The sequence below is a fragment of the Nocardioides pakistanensis genome, assembly GCF_054781215.1.
This window is the reverse complement of sequence record NZ_BAAGUV010000072.1, coordinates 18,215-35,836: the sequence shown is the minus strand read 5'-3', so window position 1 is coordinate 35,836 and position 17,622 is coordinate 18,215. Positions and strand designations below refer to the sequence as shown.

15 protein-coding genes are annotated in these 17,622 nt (G+C 71.8%); 12 read left to right on the top strand and 3 right to left on the bottom strand.

What is annotated here, in order from left to right:
- Positions 1-173 precede the first annotated feature (173 nt).
- From dnaE to ACYVIH_RS20640, 3 genes are read left to right on the top strand one after another with little or no spacing between them, the layout of a single operon-like run.
- Positions 174-3,743, top strand: coding sequence for a DNA polymerase III subunit alpha (gene dnaE / locus ACYVIH_RS20650; protein ID WP_460871428.1), 3,570 nt, complete (start codon positions 174-176; stop codon positions 3,741-3,743).
- A complete protein-coding gene (locus ACYVIH_RS20645) occupies positions 3,740-4,312 on the top strand; it encodes a hypothetical protein (protein WP_460871427.1) in 573 nt (190 codons plus the stop codon). Before dnaE ends, ACYVIH_RS20645 begins: the two co-directional genes overlap by 4 nt.
- A 53-nt stretch (positions 4,313-4,365) precedes the next feature.
- A complete protein-coding gene (locus tag ACYVIH_RS20640; RefSeq protein ID WP_460871426.1) occupies positions 4,366-6,084 on the top strand; it encodes a DUF3352 domain-containing protein in 1,719 nt (572 codons plus the stop codon).
- A 31-nt stretch (positions 6,085-6,115) separates the two neighbouring features.
- On the opposite strand, the gene ybaK is transcribed toward ACYVIH_RS20640, so the two are convergent.
- Together ybaK and ACYVIH_RS20630 are read right to left on the bottom strand one after the other, a co-directional pair.
- Positions 6,116-6,622 (bottom strand): Cys-tRNA(Pro) deacylase, encoded by a 507-nt coding sequence (gene ybaK / locus ACYVIH_RS20635; RefSeq protein ID WP_460871425.1) that lies wholly within the window; start codon positions 6,620-6,622, stop codon positions 6,116-6,118.
- Positions 6,607-7,290, bottom strand: coding sequence for an LON peptidase substrate-binding domain-containing protein (locus ACYVIH_RS20630; protein ID WP_460871424.1), 684 nt, complete (start codon positions 7,288-7,290; stop codon positions 6,607-6,609). Before ACYVIH_RS20630 ends, ybaK begins: the two co-directional genes overlap by 16 nt.
- Positions 7,291-7,391: 101 nt before the next feature.
- Here ACYVIH_RS20630 and hisD point away from each other — a divergent pair, with 101 nt between their 5' ends.
- From hisD to hisF, 7 genes are all read left to right on the top strand, one after another.
- Positions 7,392-8,714: a histidinol dehydrogenase gene (hisD, locus tag ACYVIH_RS20625; RefSeq protein ID WP_460871423.1), complete on the top strand. Its 1,323-nt coding sequence runs from the start codon at positions 7,392-7,394 to the stop codon at positions 8,712-8,714.
- A gap of 10 nt (positions 8,715-8,724) precedes the next feature.
- The gene (locus ACYVIH_RS20620) at positions 8,725-9,792 is read left to right on the top strand and encodes a histidinol-phosphate transaminase (RefSeq protein WP_460871422.1); all 1,068 of its coding nucleotides are present in this window, start codon (positions 8,725-8,727) and stop codon (positions 9,790-9,792) included.
- On the top strand, positions 9,789-10,397 hold the full coding sequence (hisB, locus tag ACYVIH_RS20615) for an imidazoleglycerol-phosphate dehydratase HisB (RefSeq protein ID WP_460871421.1): 609 nt from the start codon (positions 9,789-9,791) through the stop codon (positions 10,395-10,397). The genes ACYVIH_RS20620 and hisB overlap by 4 nt, the downstream gene beginning before the upstream one ends.
- On the top strand, positions 10,394-11,041 hold the full coding sequence (hisH, locus tag ACYVIH_RS20610) for an imidazole glycerol phosphate synthase subunit HisH (RefSeq protein ID WP_460871420.1): 648 nt from the start codon (positions 10,394-10,396) through the stop codon (positions 11,039-11,041). The genes hisB and hisH overlap by 4 nt, the downstream gene beginning before the upstream one ends.
- The gene (locus tag ACYVIH_RS20605; RefSeq protein WP_460871419.1) at positions 11,038-11,508 is read left to right on the top strand and encodes a hypothetical protein; all 471 of its coding nucleotides are present in this window, start codon (positions 11,038-11,040) and stop codon (positions 11,506-11,508) included. The genes hisH and ACYVIH_RS20605 overlap by 4 nt, the downstream gene beginning before the upstream one ends.
- A gap of 277 nt (positions 11,509-11,785) precedes the next feature.
- Entirely contained in the window at positions 11,786-12,526 is a 741-nt protein-coding gene (priA, locus tag ACYVIH_RS20600) for a bifunctional 1-(5-phosphoribosyl)-5-((5-phosphoribosylamino)methylideneamino)imidazole-4-carboxamide isomerase/phosphoribosylanthranilate isomerase PriA (RefSeq protein WP_460871418.1), read from the top strand.
- Positions 12,523-13,284, top strand: a complete 762-nt coding sequence (gene hisF, locus ACYVIH_RS20595; protein ID WP_460871417.1) for an imidazole glycerol phosphate synthase subunit HisF — start codon at positions 12,523-12,525, stop codon at positions 13,282-13,284. Before priA ends, hisF begins: the two co-directional genes overlap by 4 nt.
- On the opposite strand, the gene ACYVIH_RS20590 is transcribed toward hisF, so the two are convergent.
- The gene (locus tag ACYVIH_RS20590; RefSeq protein WP_460871416.1) at positions 13,281-13,913 is read right to left on the bottom strand and encodes a TIGR03085 family metal-binding protein; all 633 of its coding nucleotides are present in this window, start codon (positions 13,911-13,913) and stop codon (positions 13,281-13,283) included. The two genes, hisF and ACYVIH_RS20590, sit on opposite strands and share 4 nt — an antisense overlap.
- Positions 13,914-13,956: 43 nt before the next feature.
- Here ACYVIH_RS20590 and ACYVIH_RS20585 point away from each other — a divergent pair, with 43 nt between their 5' ends.
- Together ACYVIH_RS20585 and ACYVIH_RS20580 are read left to right on the top strand one after the other, a co-directional pair.
- Complete coding sequence (locus ACYVIH_RS20585; RefSeq protein WP_460871414.1) at positions 13,957-15,822, top strand: ABC transporter ATP-binding protein; 1,866 nt, start codon at positions 13,957-13,959, stop codon at positions 15,820-15,822.
- Positions 15,819-17,621 carry an ABC transporter ATP-binding protein gene (locus tag ACYVIH_RS20580; protein ID WP_460871413.1) on the top strand — a complete coding sequence of 601 codons (1,803 nt, stop codon included), beginning with the start codon at positions 15,819-15,821 and terminating at the stop codon, positions 17,619-17,621. The genes ACYVIH_RS20585 and ACYVIH_RS20580 overlap by 4 nt, the downstream gene beginning before the upstream one ends.
- Position 17,622: the final 1 nt, after the last annotated feature.

The following is a 17,622-nucleotide window of genomic DNA, read 5'->3' as shown; positions in this document are numbered from 1 at the left end:
CGAGAACTGTCGGTGCCCCCTGGCAACCTGGCTTCCAGGTCGATCCGCGGGTCTGCGACAAGTGGGTCCATCGGTGACGTAGGCTGACACCTCTTCCCCAAGGAGTCAGGCCGTGGTCACCCTCGGTCGATTTCAGCGTGTCCAAGTCCGGTCGGAAGGGTTGAGCAGCCGCCATGAGTGTCGGGTCCGGGGCCAACGACTCGTTCGTGCACCTGCACGTCCACACCGAGTACTCCATGCTGGACGGGGCCGCGCGGCTCGGGGCGCTGACCGAGCGGGTGGCCGAGCTCGGGATGCCCGCGGTCGCGATGACCGACCACGGCAACGTGTTCGGGGCCTACGAGTTCTACAAGAAGGCCCGCGACGCCGGGGTCAAGCCGATCATCGGCATCGAGGCCTACTTCACGCCGAACATCTCCCGGTTCGAGAAGAAGGGCGTCAACTTCTACGACGGCGGGTCCGACGACGTCTCCGCGCGCGGTGCCTACACCCACATGACCCTGCTCTCGGAGAGCACCGAGGGCATGCACAACCTCTTCCGGCTCTCCACGGGCTCCTGGCGCGACGGGTACTTCAAGCAGCCGCGCATGGACCGTGAGCTGCTCGCCCAGCACAGCAGGGGCATCATCGGCACGACCGGCTGCCCCTCCGGCGAGGTCCAGGTCCACCTGCGCTACGGCAACTACGACGCCGCGCGGCAGGTGGCGGGTGAGTTCCAGGACATCCTCGGCAGGGAGAACTACTTTCTGGAGCTGATGGACCACGGCCTCGACATCGAGAACCGCGTGCGTGACGGTCTGCTCCGCCTCGCCAAGGACCTCCAGATCCCGTTGCTGGCCACCAACGACTCCCACTACGTCAACCGCGAGGACGCCGCCGCCCAGGAGCACCTGCTGTGCATCAACTCCGGCAGCACGATGGACATCCCGGCCGGTGACGGTCCCGGCCAGCGGTTCGCGTTCAGCGGCGACGGCTACTACATCAAGTCCGCGCAGGAGATGCGCGCGCTGTGGGCCGACAAGTACCAGCTGCGCGAGGCGTGCGACAACACGCTGCTGATCGCCGAGCGGTGCGACGTCTCCTTCACCGAGGGCACCGGCACCTACATGCCCCGGTTTCCCTGCCCGCCCGGTGAGAACGAGGACTCGTGGCTGGTCAAGGAGGTCGAGAAGGGCCTGCACTTCCGCTACCCCGGCGGCATCCCCGACAAGGTCCGCAAGCAGGCCGACTTCGAGATCGGCGTCATCACCCAGATGGGCTTCTCCGGCTACTTCCTCGTGGTCGCCGACTTCATCAACTGGGCCAAGGACAACGGCATCCGGGTCGGTCCGGGCCGCGGCTCCGGCGCCGGTTCGATGGTGGCCTACGCGATGCGGATCACCGACCTCGACCCGCTCGAGCACGGCCTGATCTTCGAGCGCTTCCTCAACCCCGACCGGGTCTCGATGCCCGACTTCGACATCGACTTCGACGAGCGCCGGCGCGGCGAGGTGATCCGCTACGTCACCGAGAAGTACGGCGACGACCGGGTCTCCTACATCGTCACCTACGGCACCATCAAGGCCAAGCAGGCGGTGAAGGACTCCTCGCGGATCCTGGGCTACCCGTTCGCGATGGGCGACCGGATCACCAAGGCGATGCCGGCCGCGGTGATGGGCAAGGACGTCCCGCTCAAGGAGATCTTCGACCCCAACCACAAGCGCTACGGCGAGGGCGGCGAGTTCCGCTCGCTCTACGAGGGCGACAACGACGTCAAGCGGGTGGTCGACACCGCGATCGGCATCGAGGGCCTGAAGCGGCAGTGGGGCGTGCACGCCGCCGGGGTGATCATGTCCAGCGAGCCCCTGGTCGACGTCATCCCACTGCTGAAGCGTCCCTCCGACGGCGCGATGATCACGCAGTTCGACTACCCGACCTGCGAGACCCTCGGCCTGATCAAGATGGACTTCCTGGGTCTGCGCAACCTCACCGTGCTCGACGACGCGGTGAAGAACATCGAGGCCAACCGCGGGGAGAAGGTCGTCCTCGAGGACCTCGACCTCACCGACGAGGCGACCTACCGGCTGCTCCAGCGTGGTGACACCCTCGGCGTGTTCCAGCTCGACGGCGGCCCGATGCGGGCCCTGCTGCGCAGCATGCGCCCCGACACGTTCGAGGACATCTCCGCAGTCGGTGCGCTCTACCGGCCCGGCCCGATGGGGGCGGACTCCCACAACAAGTACGCCCGGCGCAAGACCGGACGTGAGGAGGTCGTGCCGATCCACCCCGAGCTGGCCGAGCCGCTCGAGGACATCCTGGGCGAGACCTACGGTCTGATCGTCTACCAGGAGCAGGTCATGGCGATCGCCCAGAAGCTTGCGGGCTACTCGCTCGGACAGGCGGACCTGCTGCGGCGCGCCATGGGCAAGAAGAAGAAGGCCGAGCTGGACAAGCAGTTCGCCGCCTTCTCCGCCGGCATGCAGGAGCGCGGCTACTCCATGGACGCCGTGCAGACGCTGTGGGACATCCTGCTGCCGTTCTCCGACTACGCCTTCAACAAGGCGCACTCGGCGGCCTACGGCCTGGTCTCCTACTGGACGGCCTACCTCAAGGCGAACTACCCCGCGGAGTACATGGCGGCCCTGCTGACCTCGGTCAAGGACGACAAGGACAAGTCGGCGATCTACCTCAACGAGTGCCGCCGGATGAAGATCCAGGTGCTCCCGCCCGACGTCAACGAGTCCGCCTTCAACTTCACCCCGGTCGGCCGGGACATCCGCTTCGGCCTGTCCGCGATCCGCAACGTCGGTGGCAACGTGGTCGACGGGATCATCGCCGCGCGCGAGGAGAAGGGACGGTTCCTCGACTTCAACGACTTCATGGAGAAGGTCCCGGCCCAGGTCTGCAACAAGCGGGTCATCGAGTCGCTGATCAAGGCCGGCGCCTTCGACGACATGAAGCACCGACGTCGCGCGCTGATGGCCGTGCACGAGGACGCAGCCGATCGCTACGCCACGATCAAGCGCGACTCCGGCGGCGGTCAGGACTCCCTCTTCGACGATCTCGACGCAGGCTCCGAGGCGGCCTTCGACATGGCGGTGGCGATCCCCGACATCGACGAGTGGGACAAGACCACGCTGCTCGGCCACGAGCGCGACATGCTCGGGCTCTACGTCTCCGACCACCCGCTGATGGGTCTCGAGCACATCCTCGCCAACGGCAGCGACTGCACGATCGGGCAGCTCCTCGTCGACGAGGACCGACCGGACGGCTCCACCGTCACCGTCTGCGGGCTGATCACCTCCGTGCAGCGCAAGATCACCAAGCGCGGAGACGCCTGGGCCATGCTGACCCTCGAGGACCTCGAGGGTGGCATCGACGTGCTGCTCTTCCCGAGCGCCTACCAGCTGGCGAGCACCATGCTCAACGAGGACGCGATCGTCACGATCAAGGGCCGGCTGAGCCGCAGCAAGGACCAGCCGGAGCTGCACGGCCAGGAGGTCAGCCTGCCCGACCTCTCCGACGGACCCTCGGGGCCGGTGGTCATCTCCCTGCCGTCCACCCGGTGCACCCCGCCGGTCGTCGAGCAGCTCAAGGACGTCCTCGGGACGCACCCGGGTGTCACCGAGGTACGCTTGCGGCTGCTGACCAAGACCTCGACGACCGTGTTGCGGCTCGACGACCGGTTGCGGGTCACCCCGACCCAGGCCCTGTTCGCGGACCTGAAGGCCCTGCTCGGCCCGGGCTGCCTGGCGGGTTCGTGAGGCGGCACCTCGGCGACGGCGCCCGTGCGGACGTCGTGGCCGTGCTGGGCACGTTCGTCGGCCTCGGCCTGCTCGGCGGCCTCCTGTGGTGGCTCCTGGTCGACCCCGCCGAGTACACCCTGGCTCCCGGTGGCGGGGCGATGGGGGAGCTGGAGCTCTCGAAGCGGTTCAACGCCGACGGCTGGTACTCCGTGCTGGCGATCGTGCTCGGCTTCCCCAGCGGGCTGCTGCTGACCTGGTGGCGCTCCCGCGACTACCGGCTGACCTCGGCCCTGCTCGTCCTGGGCGCGGCGCTCGCCGCCGGCGTGATGGCAGTCACCGGCCGGCTGCTGGGACCCGGTGACCCCGACGCGGCGCTGACGGGCGCGACGCGGGGCGCGCGCGTGCCGGTCGAGCTGGTGGTCACCGCCGACGTGGCCTACCTGCTGTGGCCCATCGCAGTGCTCGCCGGCGCGCTCATGGTGCTCTGGTCCTCGCCGGGCCTGCCCCGAGGCCCGGAGCAGCCGGTCGGCGACCCTACCGGGCCCGCCTCTCAGGGTCACCCGGACAGTGAGCGCGCCGATCACTGAGGCCGTAGCGTAGTAGCCGCACACCCCGCAGACCGTCCGGCCATGGAGGCACGATGCCGACCACTCCTGTTCCGCCCGGGGAGCCCGAGTACCTCGGCGACGCCGAGCCCCCGTCGGTGACCGAGGCGACCCGCGGCCGCCGTCCCGGCCGGGTGGCCGTGCTCGGTCTCGCCGCTGCCGGGGTCGCCGGCGTGGTCGCGCTCGGTGGCTGGACCGCGTTGTCCCTGATGGCGTCGGGCACCCAGCCGGCGACCGCGCTCCCGGCGGACACCCTGGCCTACCTGAGCGTCGACCTCGACCCGTCCGCGGGCCAGAAGCTCGAGGCCGTCCGCATGCTCGAGAAGTTCCCCGCAGTCGACGAGGAGCTGGGTCTCGACGCCTCCGACGACCTGCGCCGGTGGGCCTTCGACCGCAGCGGACTGGCCCAGTGCCCCGGCGTGGACTACGACGAGGACGTCGCGCCGTGGATCGGTGACCGGGCAGCCTTCGCGGTCGTGCCGGGTGCCGACGACGTGAAGGGGTCCCAGGCACCCGAGGTCCTCGTGGCGCTGCAGGTCAGCAGCACCGAGGAGGCCACCGCCGCGCTCGCCGATCTCGCGGACTGCACGATCGCCGACGGGCCGCGCAAGCACGAGCCGGGCGTCGCGGCGGGGGAGGGCTACGTCGTCATCGCGGAGTCCACCGAGGTCGCCGAGGCCGCCGTGGACGGTGCCGCTGACGCGAGCCTCGCCGACGACGCCATCTTCCAACGGTGGACCGAGGAGGCTGGCGAGGCCGGCATCGCGACCGGCTACCTCTCCCCGGAGGCGCCTGCCCAGCTGGAGACCCTGGCTCGCGAGCTGGAGTCACACGCGCACAACGGCGGGTACGCCGGGCTCGACGCGGGCAACGGGCCGGCCGGCTCGCTCGGTCACTCCTTCGACCTGGGCGCCGGGCCGCTGGGTTCCGGGCTGGGCGGCGGTCCGGGGATCGCGGGCGGCGTCACCGAGGACTTCGAGGGCGCGGCCGCGGTGCTGCGGTTCGCCGACGAGACCCTCGAGCTCGAGGTGGCCGGCGGCGGCCTGCCCGAGGGCAGTGCGCCGGGCCAGGACGGCACGGACGTGACCGAGCTGCCGGCGACCACCGGCGCCGCGGCGGCCTGGGCATTCGAGGAGGGCTGGTTCAGCACCGCGCTCGACACGTTCACCGAGCTGTCCGGCGGTCTGCCGCTGGACCCGATGTTCCGGCTGGTCGAGTCCCGCACCGGACTCAGCCTGCCCGAGGACGCCGAGACCCTGCTCGGCGACAGCCTCGCGCTCGCCGTCGACTCGGGGATCGAGGTCGGGACGGCGCTCGAGCGCGAGGACCTCTCCCGGCTGCCCGCCGGGGTCCGCGTGAGCGGCGACCCCGACGAGATCCTGGCCGTGGTCGACAAGGTGCGCGCCCGCCTGGGTGCCCGCACCGACGAGCTGGTCGTCCAGTCCGGCGACGGGGTCGTGGCCTTCGGACTCGACCGCGACTACGTCGAGACCCTCGCCGGGGCAGGAGACCTCGGGGACGCAGCGGCGTTCCGGGACGCCGTGCCCCAGGCCGACCGTGCCGGTGGAGTGCTCTTCGTCGACTTCAGCGCCGGCGACGGCTGGGTGGGGCGGCTGGTCGAGGACTACGGCGATGCCCGCGCGGACGGTTCGGCCGAGCTCGCTGCGAACCTCCGCCCCCTCGAGGCGCTCGGGATCAGCAGCTGGACCGACGACGGGGTCCAGCGCGGCCTGCTCCGGCTGACCACGCGCTGACCCGCGTGCCCACCGGCTGAGCCGGGCCGCGTCAGCGGGCGATCGGCGCCGTCCGGGCGTCGGTGACCGCGACCAGGTCGCGTGGCGCGAGCCCGATGTCGAGCCCCCGCCTGCCTCCGGAGACGTAGACGGTCTCGAACTGCAGGGCCGACTCGTCGAGGACGGTCGGGTGGGCGCGCTTCTGGCCGACCGGCGAGATCCCGCCCACGACGTACCCCGTGGCGCGTTCGGCGTCGGCCGGGTCGGCCATTCCCGCCTTCTTCCCGCCCACGGCGGCGGCGAGCGCCTTGAGGTCGAGCTGCCCCGAGACCGGGACGATCCCGACGACAAGCCGGCCGTCGACCTCGGCGAACAGGGTCTTGAACACCTGAGCGGGGTCCAGGCCCAGGGCCTCGGCAGCCTCGAGCCCGAAGTTCGTGGCTGCGGGATCGTGCTCGTAGGCGTGCGTCGTGAAGGCCACTCCCGCCCGGGTCAGGGCGACCGTCGCGGGGGTTCCGGCGGAGCCACGCTTGTTGCGGCCCATCAGTTCGGCGACCATCCGGTGCGGGACACCTCGGTGGCGGGCAGAGACGGCACCGCCTGCATGGCCCGCATCTCCTCGCGCATCGCGTAGCGCAGCATCACCAGCCGCTCGTCCGCGCTGCCGGTCTCGAGCAGGGCCTGCCGCTCCCGGAGGGTGAGCAGGCAGGTCGCGGCGAGGGTGTAGGACAGGTACACCGGGTCGTCGGGCAGCTCCACGTCGAGCACGTCCGCGCCGCGGATCTCCGACAGCCGCTGCCGGTACGCCGCGAAGGTGGCCCTCGCGCGGGCGGCCTCGGTCGACGTACGCCCCGGCCCGGCGGACGGGTCCGTGGTGTCGGGGGCAGTGTCGACCCTGCCGACGAGGTAGGCCCCGGAGGCGTCCATCGACTGCAGGTGGAAGCGTTCTCGGCCGACGATCTCGATGTCGAAGGTGCCGTCCTGACCCGGCACCACCGTGGTCATCTGGGCGACGCAGCCGACCCGGTGCACGGACTGGACCCCCTGGGTCCCCACCTCGTAGCCCTCGCGGATCGCCACCACCCCGAACAGTCGCTGGCTGCGGTCGGGGACGGCGAGCAGGTGGTGCACGAGCGCACGGTAGCGGTCCTCGAAGACGTGCAGCTGCATCGTCTGACCCGGGAACAGCACGGTGTTCAGCGGGAACAGGGGCAGCTCGTCGGTCACGGCGAACAACCTACCCATCCCGGAGCCGCCGATGCCGTCGCCCGCGGTCCGGGCGCTGACACGGACCGGGCGGGCTCGGTCGCCGCCCCTACACTGGGGGCATGATTCGCCGGATCGATCTCAGGGGTACGACGGGCACCGACACGTCGTCCGCGCAGGCCCCTGACCACCGCAGCGTCGTGCCGCGTGCGGAGATGGACGTCGAGGCCACCCTCGAGGTCGTCCGCCCCATCTGCGACGCGGTCCGCCATCGCGGGGTCGAGGCGATCACCGAGTTCGCTGCCAGGTTCGACGGGGTCGAGCAGACCGACATCGCGGTGCCCGCCGAGGCGCTGCACCGTGCGTTGGACGAGCTCGACCCGGCTGTGCGTGCCGGCCTCGAGGAGTCCATCCGCCGACTTCGGCTGACCTGTGAGGCCGAGCTCGAGGCCGACAAGGTCACCCAGGTGGTGCCCGGCGGCACGGTCAGCCAGCGGATGGTGCCGGTCGAGCGGGTCGGCCTCTACGTGCCCGGCGGGCTCGCCCCGCTGGTCTCCAGCGTGGTGATGAACGTGGTCCCCGCGCAGGTCGCGGGCGTGCCGTCGATCGCGCTGACGTCCTCGCCGCAGAAGAGCAACGGCGGGCTGCCGCACCCGACGATCCTCGCCGCATGCGCGCTCCTCGGCATCGACGAGGTCTACGCCGTGGGCGGCGCCCAGGCGGTGGCGATGTTCGCCTACGGCGCAGGTCCCTGCCGCCCGGTCGACATGGTCACCGGCCCCGGCAACATCTACACCGTCTCGGCCAAGCGTCTGCTCAAGGGCGTCGTCGGCATCGACTCCGAGGCAGGCCCCACCGAGATCGCGATCCTCGCCGACGACTCCGCCGTCGCCGCCTTCGTCGCCGCCGACCTGATCAGCCAGGCCGAGCACGACCCCAACGCCGCCTCGGTCCTGGTCACCCCGTCGGAGCGGCTCGCCGCCGAGGTCGAGGCCGAGCTCGACAAGCAGATCTCGGTGACCAAGCACGTCGAGCGGATCACCACCGCGCTGTCGGGTCAGCAGTCGGCGATCGTGCTGGTCGAGGACCTCGAGCAGGGGCTCGCGGTCGTCAACGGCTACGCCGCCGAGCACCTGGAGATCCAGACCGAGGACGCCGAGCGCTGGGCGGCCCGGGTCCGCAACGCCGGAGCGGTCTTCGTCGGTGCGTTCGCCCCGGTCTCGCTCGGTGACTACGCCGCCGGCTCCAACCACGTCCTGCCGACCGGCTGCGCCGCCTGCTACTCCTCGGGGCTCTCGGTGCGGTCCTTCCTCAAGGCGGTGCACGTGGTGGACTACGACGAGCAGGCGCTGCGCGACGTGGCCGACCACGTGGTCAACCTCGCCCACGCCGAGGACCTGCCCGGCCACGCGGCCGCGGTGCGGGTCCGCCTCGGAGACCGCTGAGGCCGCGACGATGACCCTTCCTCTCCGGGAGGAGCTGCGCGGCATCGAGCCCTACGGCGCCCCCCAGCTCGACGTGCCCGTCGCCCTCAACGTCAACGAGAACCCCTACCCACCCAGCGAGGCAGTGGTCGCCGACGTCGCTGCCGCGGTCGCGGACGTCACGCGCACCCTCAACCGGTACCCCGACCGGGAGTTCACCGAGCTGCGCACCGCGCTCGCGGCGTACCTCGGCCATGGCGTCACACCCGACCAGGTCTGGGCCGCCAACGGCTCCAACGAGGTGATGCTGCAGATCCTGCAGGCCTTCGGTGGGCCGGGTCGGGTAGCGGTGTCGTTCGCGCCGACCTACTCGATGTACCCCGAGTACGCCCGGGACGCGATGACCGGCTGGGTGGTCGGCCACCGCGAGGAGGACTTCACCCTCGACGTCGACCACGCCGTGTCGGTCATCGAGGAGCACCGTCCGACCGTCGTACTCCTCCCGTCACCGAACAACCCGACCGGCACCGCACTGCCGCTCGACACCGTCCGCGCCGTGTGTGCGGCAGCACCCGGCGTGGTGGTCATCGACGAGGCCTACGGTGAGTTCCGTAGAGCCGGCACGCCGAGCGCGCTGGAGCTGCTGCCCACCACGCCGAACCTGGTCGTGTCACGCACGATGAGCAAGGCCTTCGCGCTCGCCGGTGCCCGGCTCGGCTACCTCGCGGCAGCACCGGAGATCTGCGACGCGTTGCGGGTGGTGCGGCTGCCCTACCACCTCTCCGCGGTCACCCAGGCCGTCGCGCTCGCCGCGTTGCGGCACGCCGACGAGCTCCTCGGCCGGGTCGACGACCTCCGGTCCGAGCGCGACCAGCTCGTGGTGTGGCTGCGCGAGCAGGGGCTCGAGGTCGCCGAGAGCGACGCGAACTTCTGCCTGTTCGGCAGGTTCGAGGACCGGCACGCCGTCTGGCAGGGCCTGCTCGACCGCGGTGTGCTGATCCGTGAGACTGGACCGGAGGGCTGGCTGAGGGTCTCGGTCGGCACGCCGGAGGAGATGGCGGCCTTCCGGGCCGCCCTGATGGAGGTACTGAACCCATGAGCCGAACCGCGCGCATCGAGCGCGAGACCAAGGAGTCCAAGGTCCTCGTCGAGCTCGACCTCGACGGCACCGGCCGGGCGGACATCTCGACCGGCGTCGGGTTCTACGACCACATGCTCAGCTCCCTTGCCCGGCACTCGCTGGTCGACCTGACCGTGCAGACCGTCGGCGACATCCACATCGACGCCCACCACACCGTCGAGGACACCGCGATCGCGCTCGGCGACGCGCTGCGCGAGGCGCTGGGCGACAAGCGGGGGATCCGCCGCTTCGGCGACTCGCTCGTGCCGCTCGACGAGGCCCTCGTGCAGTGCGCGGTGGACGTCTCCGGCCGGCCCTACTGCGTGCACGTCGGCGAGCCCGAGGAGCAGGTGTTCGTCACCATCGGCGGCACCGGCGCCCCCTACATCGGGTCGCTCACCCGGCACGTGTTCGAGACCATCGCCCACCACGCCCAGATCGCGCTGCACGTGCGGGTGCTGTCCAGCCGCGACCCGCACCACCTGGTCGAGGCGCAGTTCAAGGCGGTCGCGCGGGCGCTGCGCGACGCGGTCGCGTTCGACCCGCGCGAGACCGGGGTGCCGAGCACCAAGGGATCGCTGTGACCACACCCGGGACCAAGCCCAGGGTCGTCCTGTTCGACTACGGCTCGGGCAACATCCGCTCCGCCCACCGGGCCCTCGAGCGGGCCGGTGCGGACGTCGAGCTCACCGCCGACCGGGCGCTCGCGCAGGAGGCCGACGGCCTGGTCGTGCCCGGAGTAGGTGCCTTCCGCGCGTGCGTCGAGGGCCTCCGCGCCGCCCGTGGCCACGAGGTGATCGGCCGGCGGCTCGCCGGCGGCCGCCCGGTGCTCGGCATCTGTGTGGGCATGCAGATCCTGTTCGAGCACGGAGTCGAGCACGGCGTGGACACCCCAGGCCTCGACGAGTGGCCCGGGGTCGTCGAGCGGCTCGAGGCGCCCGTCGTACCCCACATGGGCTGGAACACCGTGGAGGTGCCCGAGGGAAGCACGCTGTTCCGGGGCATCGAGGACGAGCGTTTCTACTTCGTGCACTCCTACGGGGTGCGAGACTGGAGGCTCCAGACCGACGGGCGGACGAAGGCGCCGCTGGTCACGTGGTCCGAGCACGGCGGCGACAGGTTCGTCGCCGCGGTCGAGAACGGGCCGCTGTCCGCGACGCAGTTCCACCCCGAGAAGTCCGGGGACGCAGGAGCAGCGCTGCTCCGTAACTGGGTGGAGTCACTGTGAGCAAGGAACGAGCCAGGAACCGGGCCGCACGCGAGCACGAGGCGGCCGTCCGCACCGCTGCCCAGGGGCACGAGCAGGACCGCACGGAGCGGCCGCTGTCGATGAAGAGCTCCGGTGAGGTGCTGGGCAAGCACGGTGGCGCGTCGATCACCCAGCCGCAGCACCACCACAAGCCCCGCAAGCCGGCCGGGAACGGCGCGAAGGCGGGCAAGGGCAGGCCGACTCCGAAGCAGTCCGGGCCGCGCACACCCGCGGCCAAGAAGCGTCCCAACGCGCCGGTCGGCCGCCCCGACGGACCGCTGGCGCGTCGGCGCCGGTTCCGCGTCCGGCTGCTGGTGGTGCTCCTGCTCGCCGTCAACGTCGCCGTGGCGCTGGTCTGGCGTGACTGGCCGGTGAGCCTCGCGGTGCTGATCGTCAGCGCGGTCACCGCGCCGCTGCTCGCCGCGGCCCTGCTGCGCCGCAAGTAGCAGGACCGTAGGTCGGTCCGGACACCGACGGTCCCGCGTCGGAGCCGGCGGCAGGCGCCGTCACAACAGGTCAGGTGAACGGTTGTGACCGCCTCAGCGGCTGAACCCACGTCACAACCGGTCAGCTGAACGCTTGCAGCCGCCAGTCCGGTCCAGACGGTGGTGGCACCTCGCCACAGTCGGGCTGCTCGCGCCTGCGTGAGTGCGCCACGTGTGCACCCGCCCGCCGGGTGGGACGTGGTACGGCGGTCACGGTGGCTCTCCTAGGCTGGAGCCCATGAGCCGATACCTCGAGCTGTTGCCTGCCGTCGACGTCGCGGGAGGACAGGCCGTCCAGCTGGTGCAGGGCGTCGCCGGGTCCGAAAAGCGGTTCGGCGACCCGGTCGAGGCCGCGATGAACTGGCAGGACCGGGGTGCGGAGTGGCTGCACCTGGTCGACCTCGACGCGGCGTTCGGGCGCGGCGCGAACCGGGAGCTGCTCGCCGAGATCGTCGGCCGGCTCGACATCGCGGTGGAGATGAGCGGCGGGATCCGCGACGACGAGTCCCTGGAGGCCGCGCTGGCCACCGGGTGCCGGCGGGTGAACATCGGCACCGCCGCGCTCGAGCACCCCGAGTGGTGCGCGAAGGCGATCGCCGAGCACGGCGACCGGATCGCGGTCGGGCTCGACGTGCGCGGCCGGACCCTGGCCGCCCGCGGCTGGACCCGTGAGGGCGGCGACCTCTACGAGGTGCTCGCCCGGCTGGACTCCGAGGGCTGTGCCCGCTACGTGGTCACCGACGTGAACAAGGACGGCATGCTGCAGGGTCCCAACCTCGACCTGCTCCGTGACGTGTGCGCCGCCACCGACCGCCCGGTCGTCGCCTCGGGCGGGATCACCGAGCTCGCCGACCTCGAGGCGCTGATGGGTCTCGTGGAGGCCGGGGTCGAGGGCGCGATCATCGGCACCGCGCTCTACGAGGGCCGGTTCACGCTCGAGGACGCCCTCGACCTGACCCTCCCGGCGGAGCGCCGATGAGCCTCGCCGTCCGGGTGATCCCCTGCCTCGACGTCGACAACGGCCGGGTCGTGAAGGGGATCAACTTCCGCGAGCTCCGCGACGCCGGCGACCCGGTGGAGCTGGCCAAGGTCTACGACTCCGAGGGCGCCGACGAGCTGACCTTCCTCGACATCTCCGCCTCCCACGAGGAGCGGGCGACCACCCTCGAGATCGTCTCGCAGACCGCGGAGCAGGTGTTCATCCCGCTCACCGTGGGCGGCGGGATCAGCAGCGTCGAGGACGTGGACCGGCTGCTGCGCGCCGGTGCGGACAAGATCGCGGTGAACACCGCGGCGATCCGCCGCCCCGAGCTGATCGCGGAGATCGCCGACCGGTTCGGCAACCAGGTGCTCGTGCTCTCGGTCGACGCGCGGCGCGCGGAGGGCACCGACTCCGGCTTCGAGGTGACCACCCACGGCGGCCGGCGCAGCGCCGGGATCGACGCCGTCGAGTGGACCCGCCGGGCCGCCGAGCTCGGTGCCGGGGAGATCCTGCTCAACGCGATGGACGCCGACGGCACCGAGGACGGCTTCGACCTCGAGCTGGTCCGGCTGGTGCGCGGCGAGGTCAGCATCCCGGTGATCGCCAGCGGTGGTGCCGGCAAGGTCGAGCACTTCCCACCCGCGGTCGAGGCCGGCGCGGACGCCGTACTCGCCGCCACGGTGTTCCACTTCGGCGTGCTGCGGGTCGGCGAGGTCAAGCAGGCGCTCAGCGAGGCCGGCTACCCGGTCCGCTAGACCCCGAGGTCCGCACCGGTGAGCGCGGCGACGTCGGCTGCCGCGCCGTCGAGCTCCACGCGGGCCTGCGGCTGGCGGCCGTAGACGAACAGCACGAGCTCCGACGGCCGGCCGCGGACGACGACAGTCGGCTCGGTGCTCTTGAGCACTGCCCGCTCCCCGGAGTCGCTGCGCGCGAGGGTGACGCCGACCGCAGCCGACCGGACCAGGCCCCGGCCGGCCACCCGGATCGCCCTCCAGAGTGCGTCCTGGCTGCGTGCGTCCAGAGCTCGAGGCTCCCACCCGGGCTGCGCTCGCCAGATGTCCTCGTGGTGCACGAAGAACTCCAGGGTGTTCGTCGCGCGGTCGACGGCGGCGAGCCGCATCGGCGACCAGGGCGGAGGTCCCTCGCGCAGCTGCTCGACGAGGTCGGGCAGGTCGCGGCGCGAACGCAGTGCCGACTCCCACGCGGTGAGCCGCGACAGAGCGGGTACCACGATCCCCACCGCCGACGGGCTGCTCTCGCGCACCAGCAGGTGCACCACCAGGTCCTTGACGGTCCACTCGCCCGACAGGGTCGGGGCGTCGGGGCCCAGCTCCAGGGCCAGGTCGCACAGGGCGGCGCGTTCGGTCCGGGCGAGAGAGGTCATGTCCCTGATCGTAGGGTTGCCTTCCAACGAAGAAGGAGCGACGTTGAGCACCACACGGTCCACGAGACCGGCCACCGGGAGCAGGGCCAGCACGATCCGTGACGGCCTCGCCGTGCTCTGGGTGGCGATCAAGCGCGAGCCGGGGATCTTCACGTTGTCCACGCTGGGCAGCCTGCTGTTCGGCGCGCTCACGGTCGCCGACGCCTGGGTGCTGGGCTGGGCCACCGACCACGTGGTGCTGCCCGCCTTCGACACCGGCGTGACCACGACCGGCGGGCTGGTGACCGTGCTCGCGCTGTTCGTCGGCGTGGCGATCCTGCGCGCGGTCGGCATCGTCGCGCGCCGGCTCGGCGCCGGCGTCATGCAGTACCGCATGCAGGCCCACTCCCGCCGCGCGGTGACCCGGCAGTACCTCCGGCTGCCGATGGTCTGGCACCAGCAGCACCCGACCGGGCAGCTGCTGTCCAACGCCAACGCCGACGTCGAGGCGGCCTGGGCGCCCATCGCGCCGCTGCCGATGGCGGTCGGCACGGTGGCGATGATGGTGATCGCCGTGGCCCAGATGCTCGTCGCCGACGTGGTGATGGCGCTGGTGGGCCTGCTGGTCTTCCCGCTCGTCATCGCCGCCAACATCGCCTTCCAGCGCCTCCAGTCGCCGCTGATCACCCGGGCTCAGGCGCTGCGGGCCGAGGTCAGCGAGGTGGCGCACGAGTCCTTCGACGGGGCACTGGTGGTCAAGACGCTGGGCCGTGAGGAGGAGGAGACCGCCCGGTTCGCCGAGCGCGCGCAGGCGCTGCGCGACGTCGCGGTGCGCGCCGGGCGGGTGCGGGCGGCGTTCGACCCGGCGCTGGAGGCGCTGCCCAGCCTCGGTGTCCTCGCCGTGCTCGCGGTCGGCGTCCTCCGGGTGCTCAACGGGCAGACCGACCCCGGCGACGTGGTCACCGTCGCCTACCTGCTGACCATCGTCGCCTTCCCGATCCGGTCGCTCGGCTGGCTGGTGGGGGAGTTCCCACGCAGCGTGGTCGGTTTCGACCGGGTCAGCAGCGTCCTCGCCGCCACCGGGGAGATGGTGTACGGCGAGCGGCGGATCGACCCGGGCACGAGCGGGGCGCGGCTCGAGGTGAGCCACCTGGCCTACCGCCACGACCCCGAGCAGTCGCTCCTGGAGGACCTCACCTTCACCGTCGAGCCGGGACGCACGGTGGCCGTCGTCGGGGCCACCGCGTCGGGCAAGAGCACGCTCACCTCCCTCCTGGTCCGCCTGGTCGACCCCGACGAGGGGGCCGTCCGGCTGGACGGACTCGACCTGCGTGACCTGCAGGCCGGCGCACTGGCCGACCACGTGGCTCTCGTGCCGCAGCACACCTTCCTCTTCGACGACACCGTGCGCGGCAACGTCACCCTCGGCGAGGACGTCGACGACGACGAGGTCTGGGCCGCGCTGCGCACCGCCCAGGCCGACGGCTTCGTCGCCGCGCTGCCCGACGGCCTCGACACGCGCCTCGGCGAGCGCGGCGCCACCCTGTCCGGAGGTCAGCGGCAGCGGCTGTCGCTGGCCCGGGCACTGGTGCGGCGGCCGCGGCTGCTCGTCATGGACGACGCCACCTCGGCGGTCGACCCCGAGGTGGAGGCCCGGATCCTGGCTGCCCTGCGTGACGTCGGCAGCACGATCCTCGTCGTCGCCTACCGCAAGGCCACGATCGCGCTCGCCGACGAGGTGGTCTACCTCGCCGGCGGCCGGGCCGCCGACCAGGGCACGCACCAGGAGCTGTTGGCCCGCAGTCCCGGCTACGCCGATCTCGTCAACGCCTACGAGCAGGCCGCCGCGGAGCGTGCCGCCGAGCGTTCGGCCGAGGCGGATGCCTCCGACCGTCCCGCCGGAGCCGGGGAGGAGGTGGCTCCGCGATGAGCACCGCGACGACGTCGACGGCGATGGACACCGGCGAGTCGATGAAGGCCTGGCGCACCCTCGCCCGCGGCATCGAGCTCTCCCCGGAGCTCAAGGCCGGTTTCTGGGGCACGCTGTTCTTCGCCGTGGTCGCGACACTGGGCCGGGTCGTCGTACCCATCGCCGTGCAGCAGACCCTGGACCGGGGGCTGAACGGGCCGGACGGCCGCCCCGACACCGGGTTCATGACGCTGATGGTCGTCCTCGCGGCCGTCGCGATCGTGGTGACCGCCGCCTCGTCGTACCTGATGACCTCGCGGCTGTTCGCCGCGGCCGAGACCGGCCTGGCGACGCTACGGATCAAGGCGTTCCGGCACGTGCACGACCTGCCGCTGCTGACCCAGAACACCGAGCGGCGGGGGGCCCTCGTCGCCCGGGTGACCAGCGACGTCGACCAGGTCTCGCAGTTCCTGATCTTCGGCGGCATCATCGCCGTGGTCAGCGTCGGCCAGATCCTGGTCGCCACGGTGATCATGGCCTGGTACAGCTGGCAGCTGACGATCGTGGTGTGGTTGTGCTTCGCACCGCTGTTCCTCTCGCTGCGCTTCTTCCAGCGCCGGCTGTCGGAGGCCTACGGCGTGGTCCGCCGCCAGGTCGGCGCGATGCTCTCGGCGGTGTCGGAGCCGGTGGTGGGCGCCGCGGTCGTCCGTTCCTACGCCATCGAGGACCGCACGCAGCGCCGGATCGACACCGCGATCGACCGACACAAGGCGGCCTCGACCAAGGCCCAGGGGCTGACCGCGTTCTCGTTCTCCCTCGGCGGTGTCTCGGCCGGCCTCGCCAACGCCGGCGTGCTGATCGTCGGTGTGCTGCTCGGCGTGGACGGCGACATCACCGCCGGCAAGGTGCTCGCCTTCGCGTTCCTCGTGACTTTGTTCGTGGGCCCGGTGCAGATGGGCACCCAGGTGCTCACCGACGCCCAGAACGCCATCGCCGGCTGGCGCCGGGTGATCGGCATCCTCGACACCCCCGCCGACGTCGTCGACCCGGGTCCGGCCGGCACGGCCCTGCCGCGTGGCCCGGTCTCGATCGAGTTCGACGGCGTCGAGTTCGCCTACCCCGGCGGGAGGCCGGTGCTGCACGACATCGACCTGCGCATCGAGCCGGGCTCCCGGGTCGCCGTGGTCGGCGAGACCGGCTCGGGCAAGACCACGCTCGCCAAGCTCCTCACGCGGCTGATGGACCCCAGCCGCGGGGTGGTTCGGCTCGACGGGATCGACCTGCGCGAGGTGCCGTTCGCCTCGCTGCGGGAGCGGGTGGTGATGGTCCCGCAGGAGGGGTTCCTCTTCGACGCCGACCTGGCCGCGAACGCCCGCTACGGCCGGCTCGACGCGACCGACGAGGACATCCGCGCTGTCGCAGCCGAGCTCGGACTGTCCGACTGGCTCGACGGGCTGCCGCACGGCCTGGCCACCCGCGTCGGGCAGCGCGGCGAGTCGCTCTCGGCGGGGGAGCGGCAGCTGGTCGCGCTGGTCCGGGCGCACCTGGCCGACCCGGACCTGCTCGTCCTCGACGAGGCCACCAGCGCCGTCGACCCGCAGCTGGAGATGCGCATCGGCCAGGCCCTGGAGCGGCTGATGAGCGGCCGCACCTCGGTCACGATCGCGCACCGGCTCTCCACGGCCGAGAACGCCGACGAGGTGGTGGTCGTCGACGCGGGCCGGGTGGTCCAGCGCGGCCCGCACGCCGAGCTGGTCGGCGTCGACGGTGTCTACCGGCGGCTGCACGACTCCTGGGTGGCCCAGCACGAGCACCGCTGAT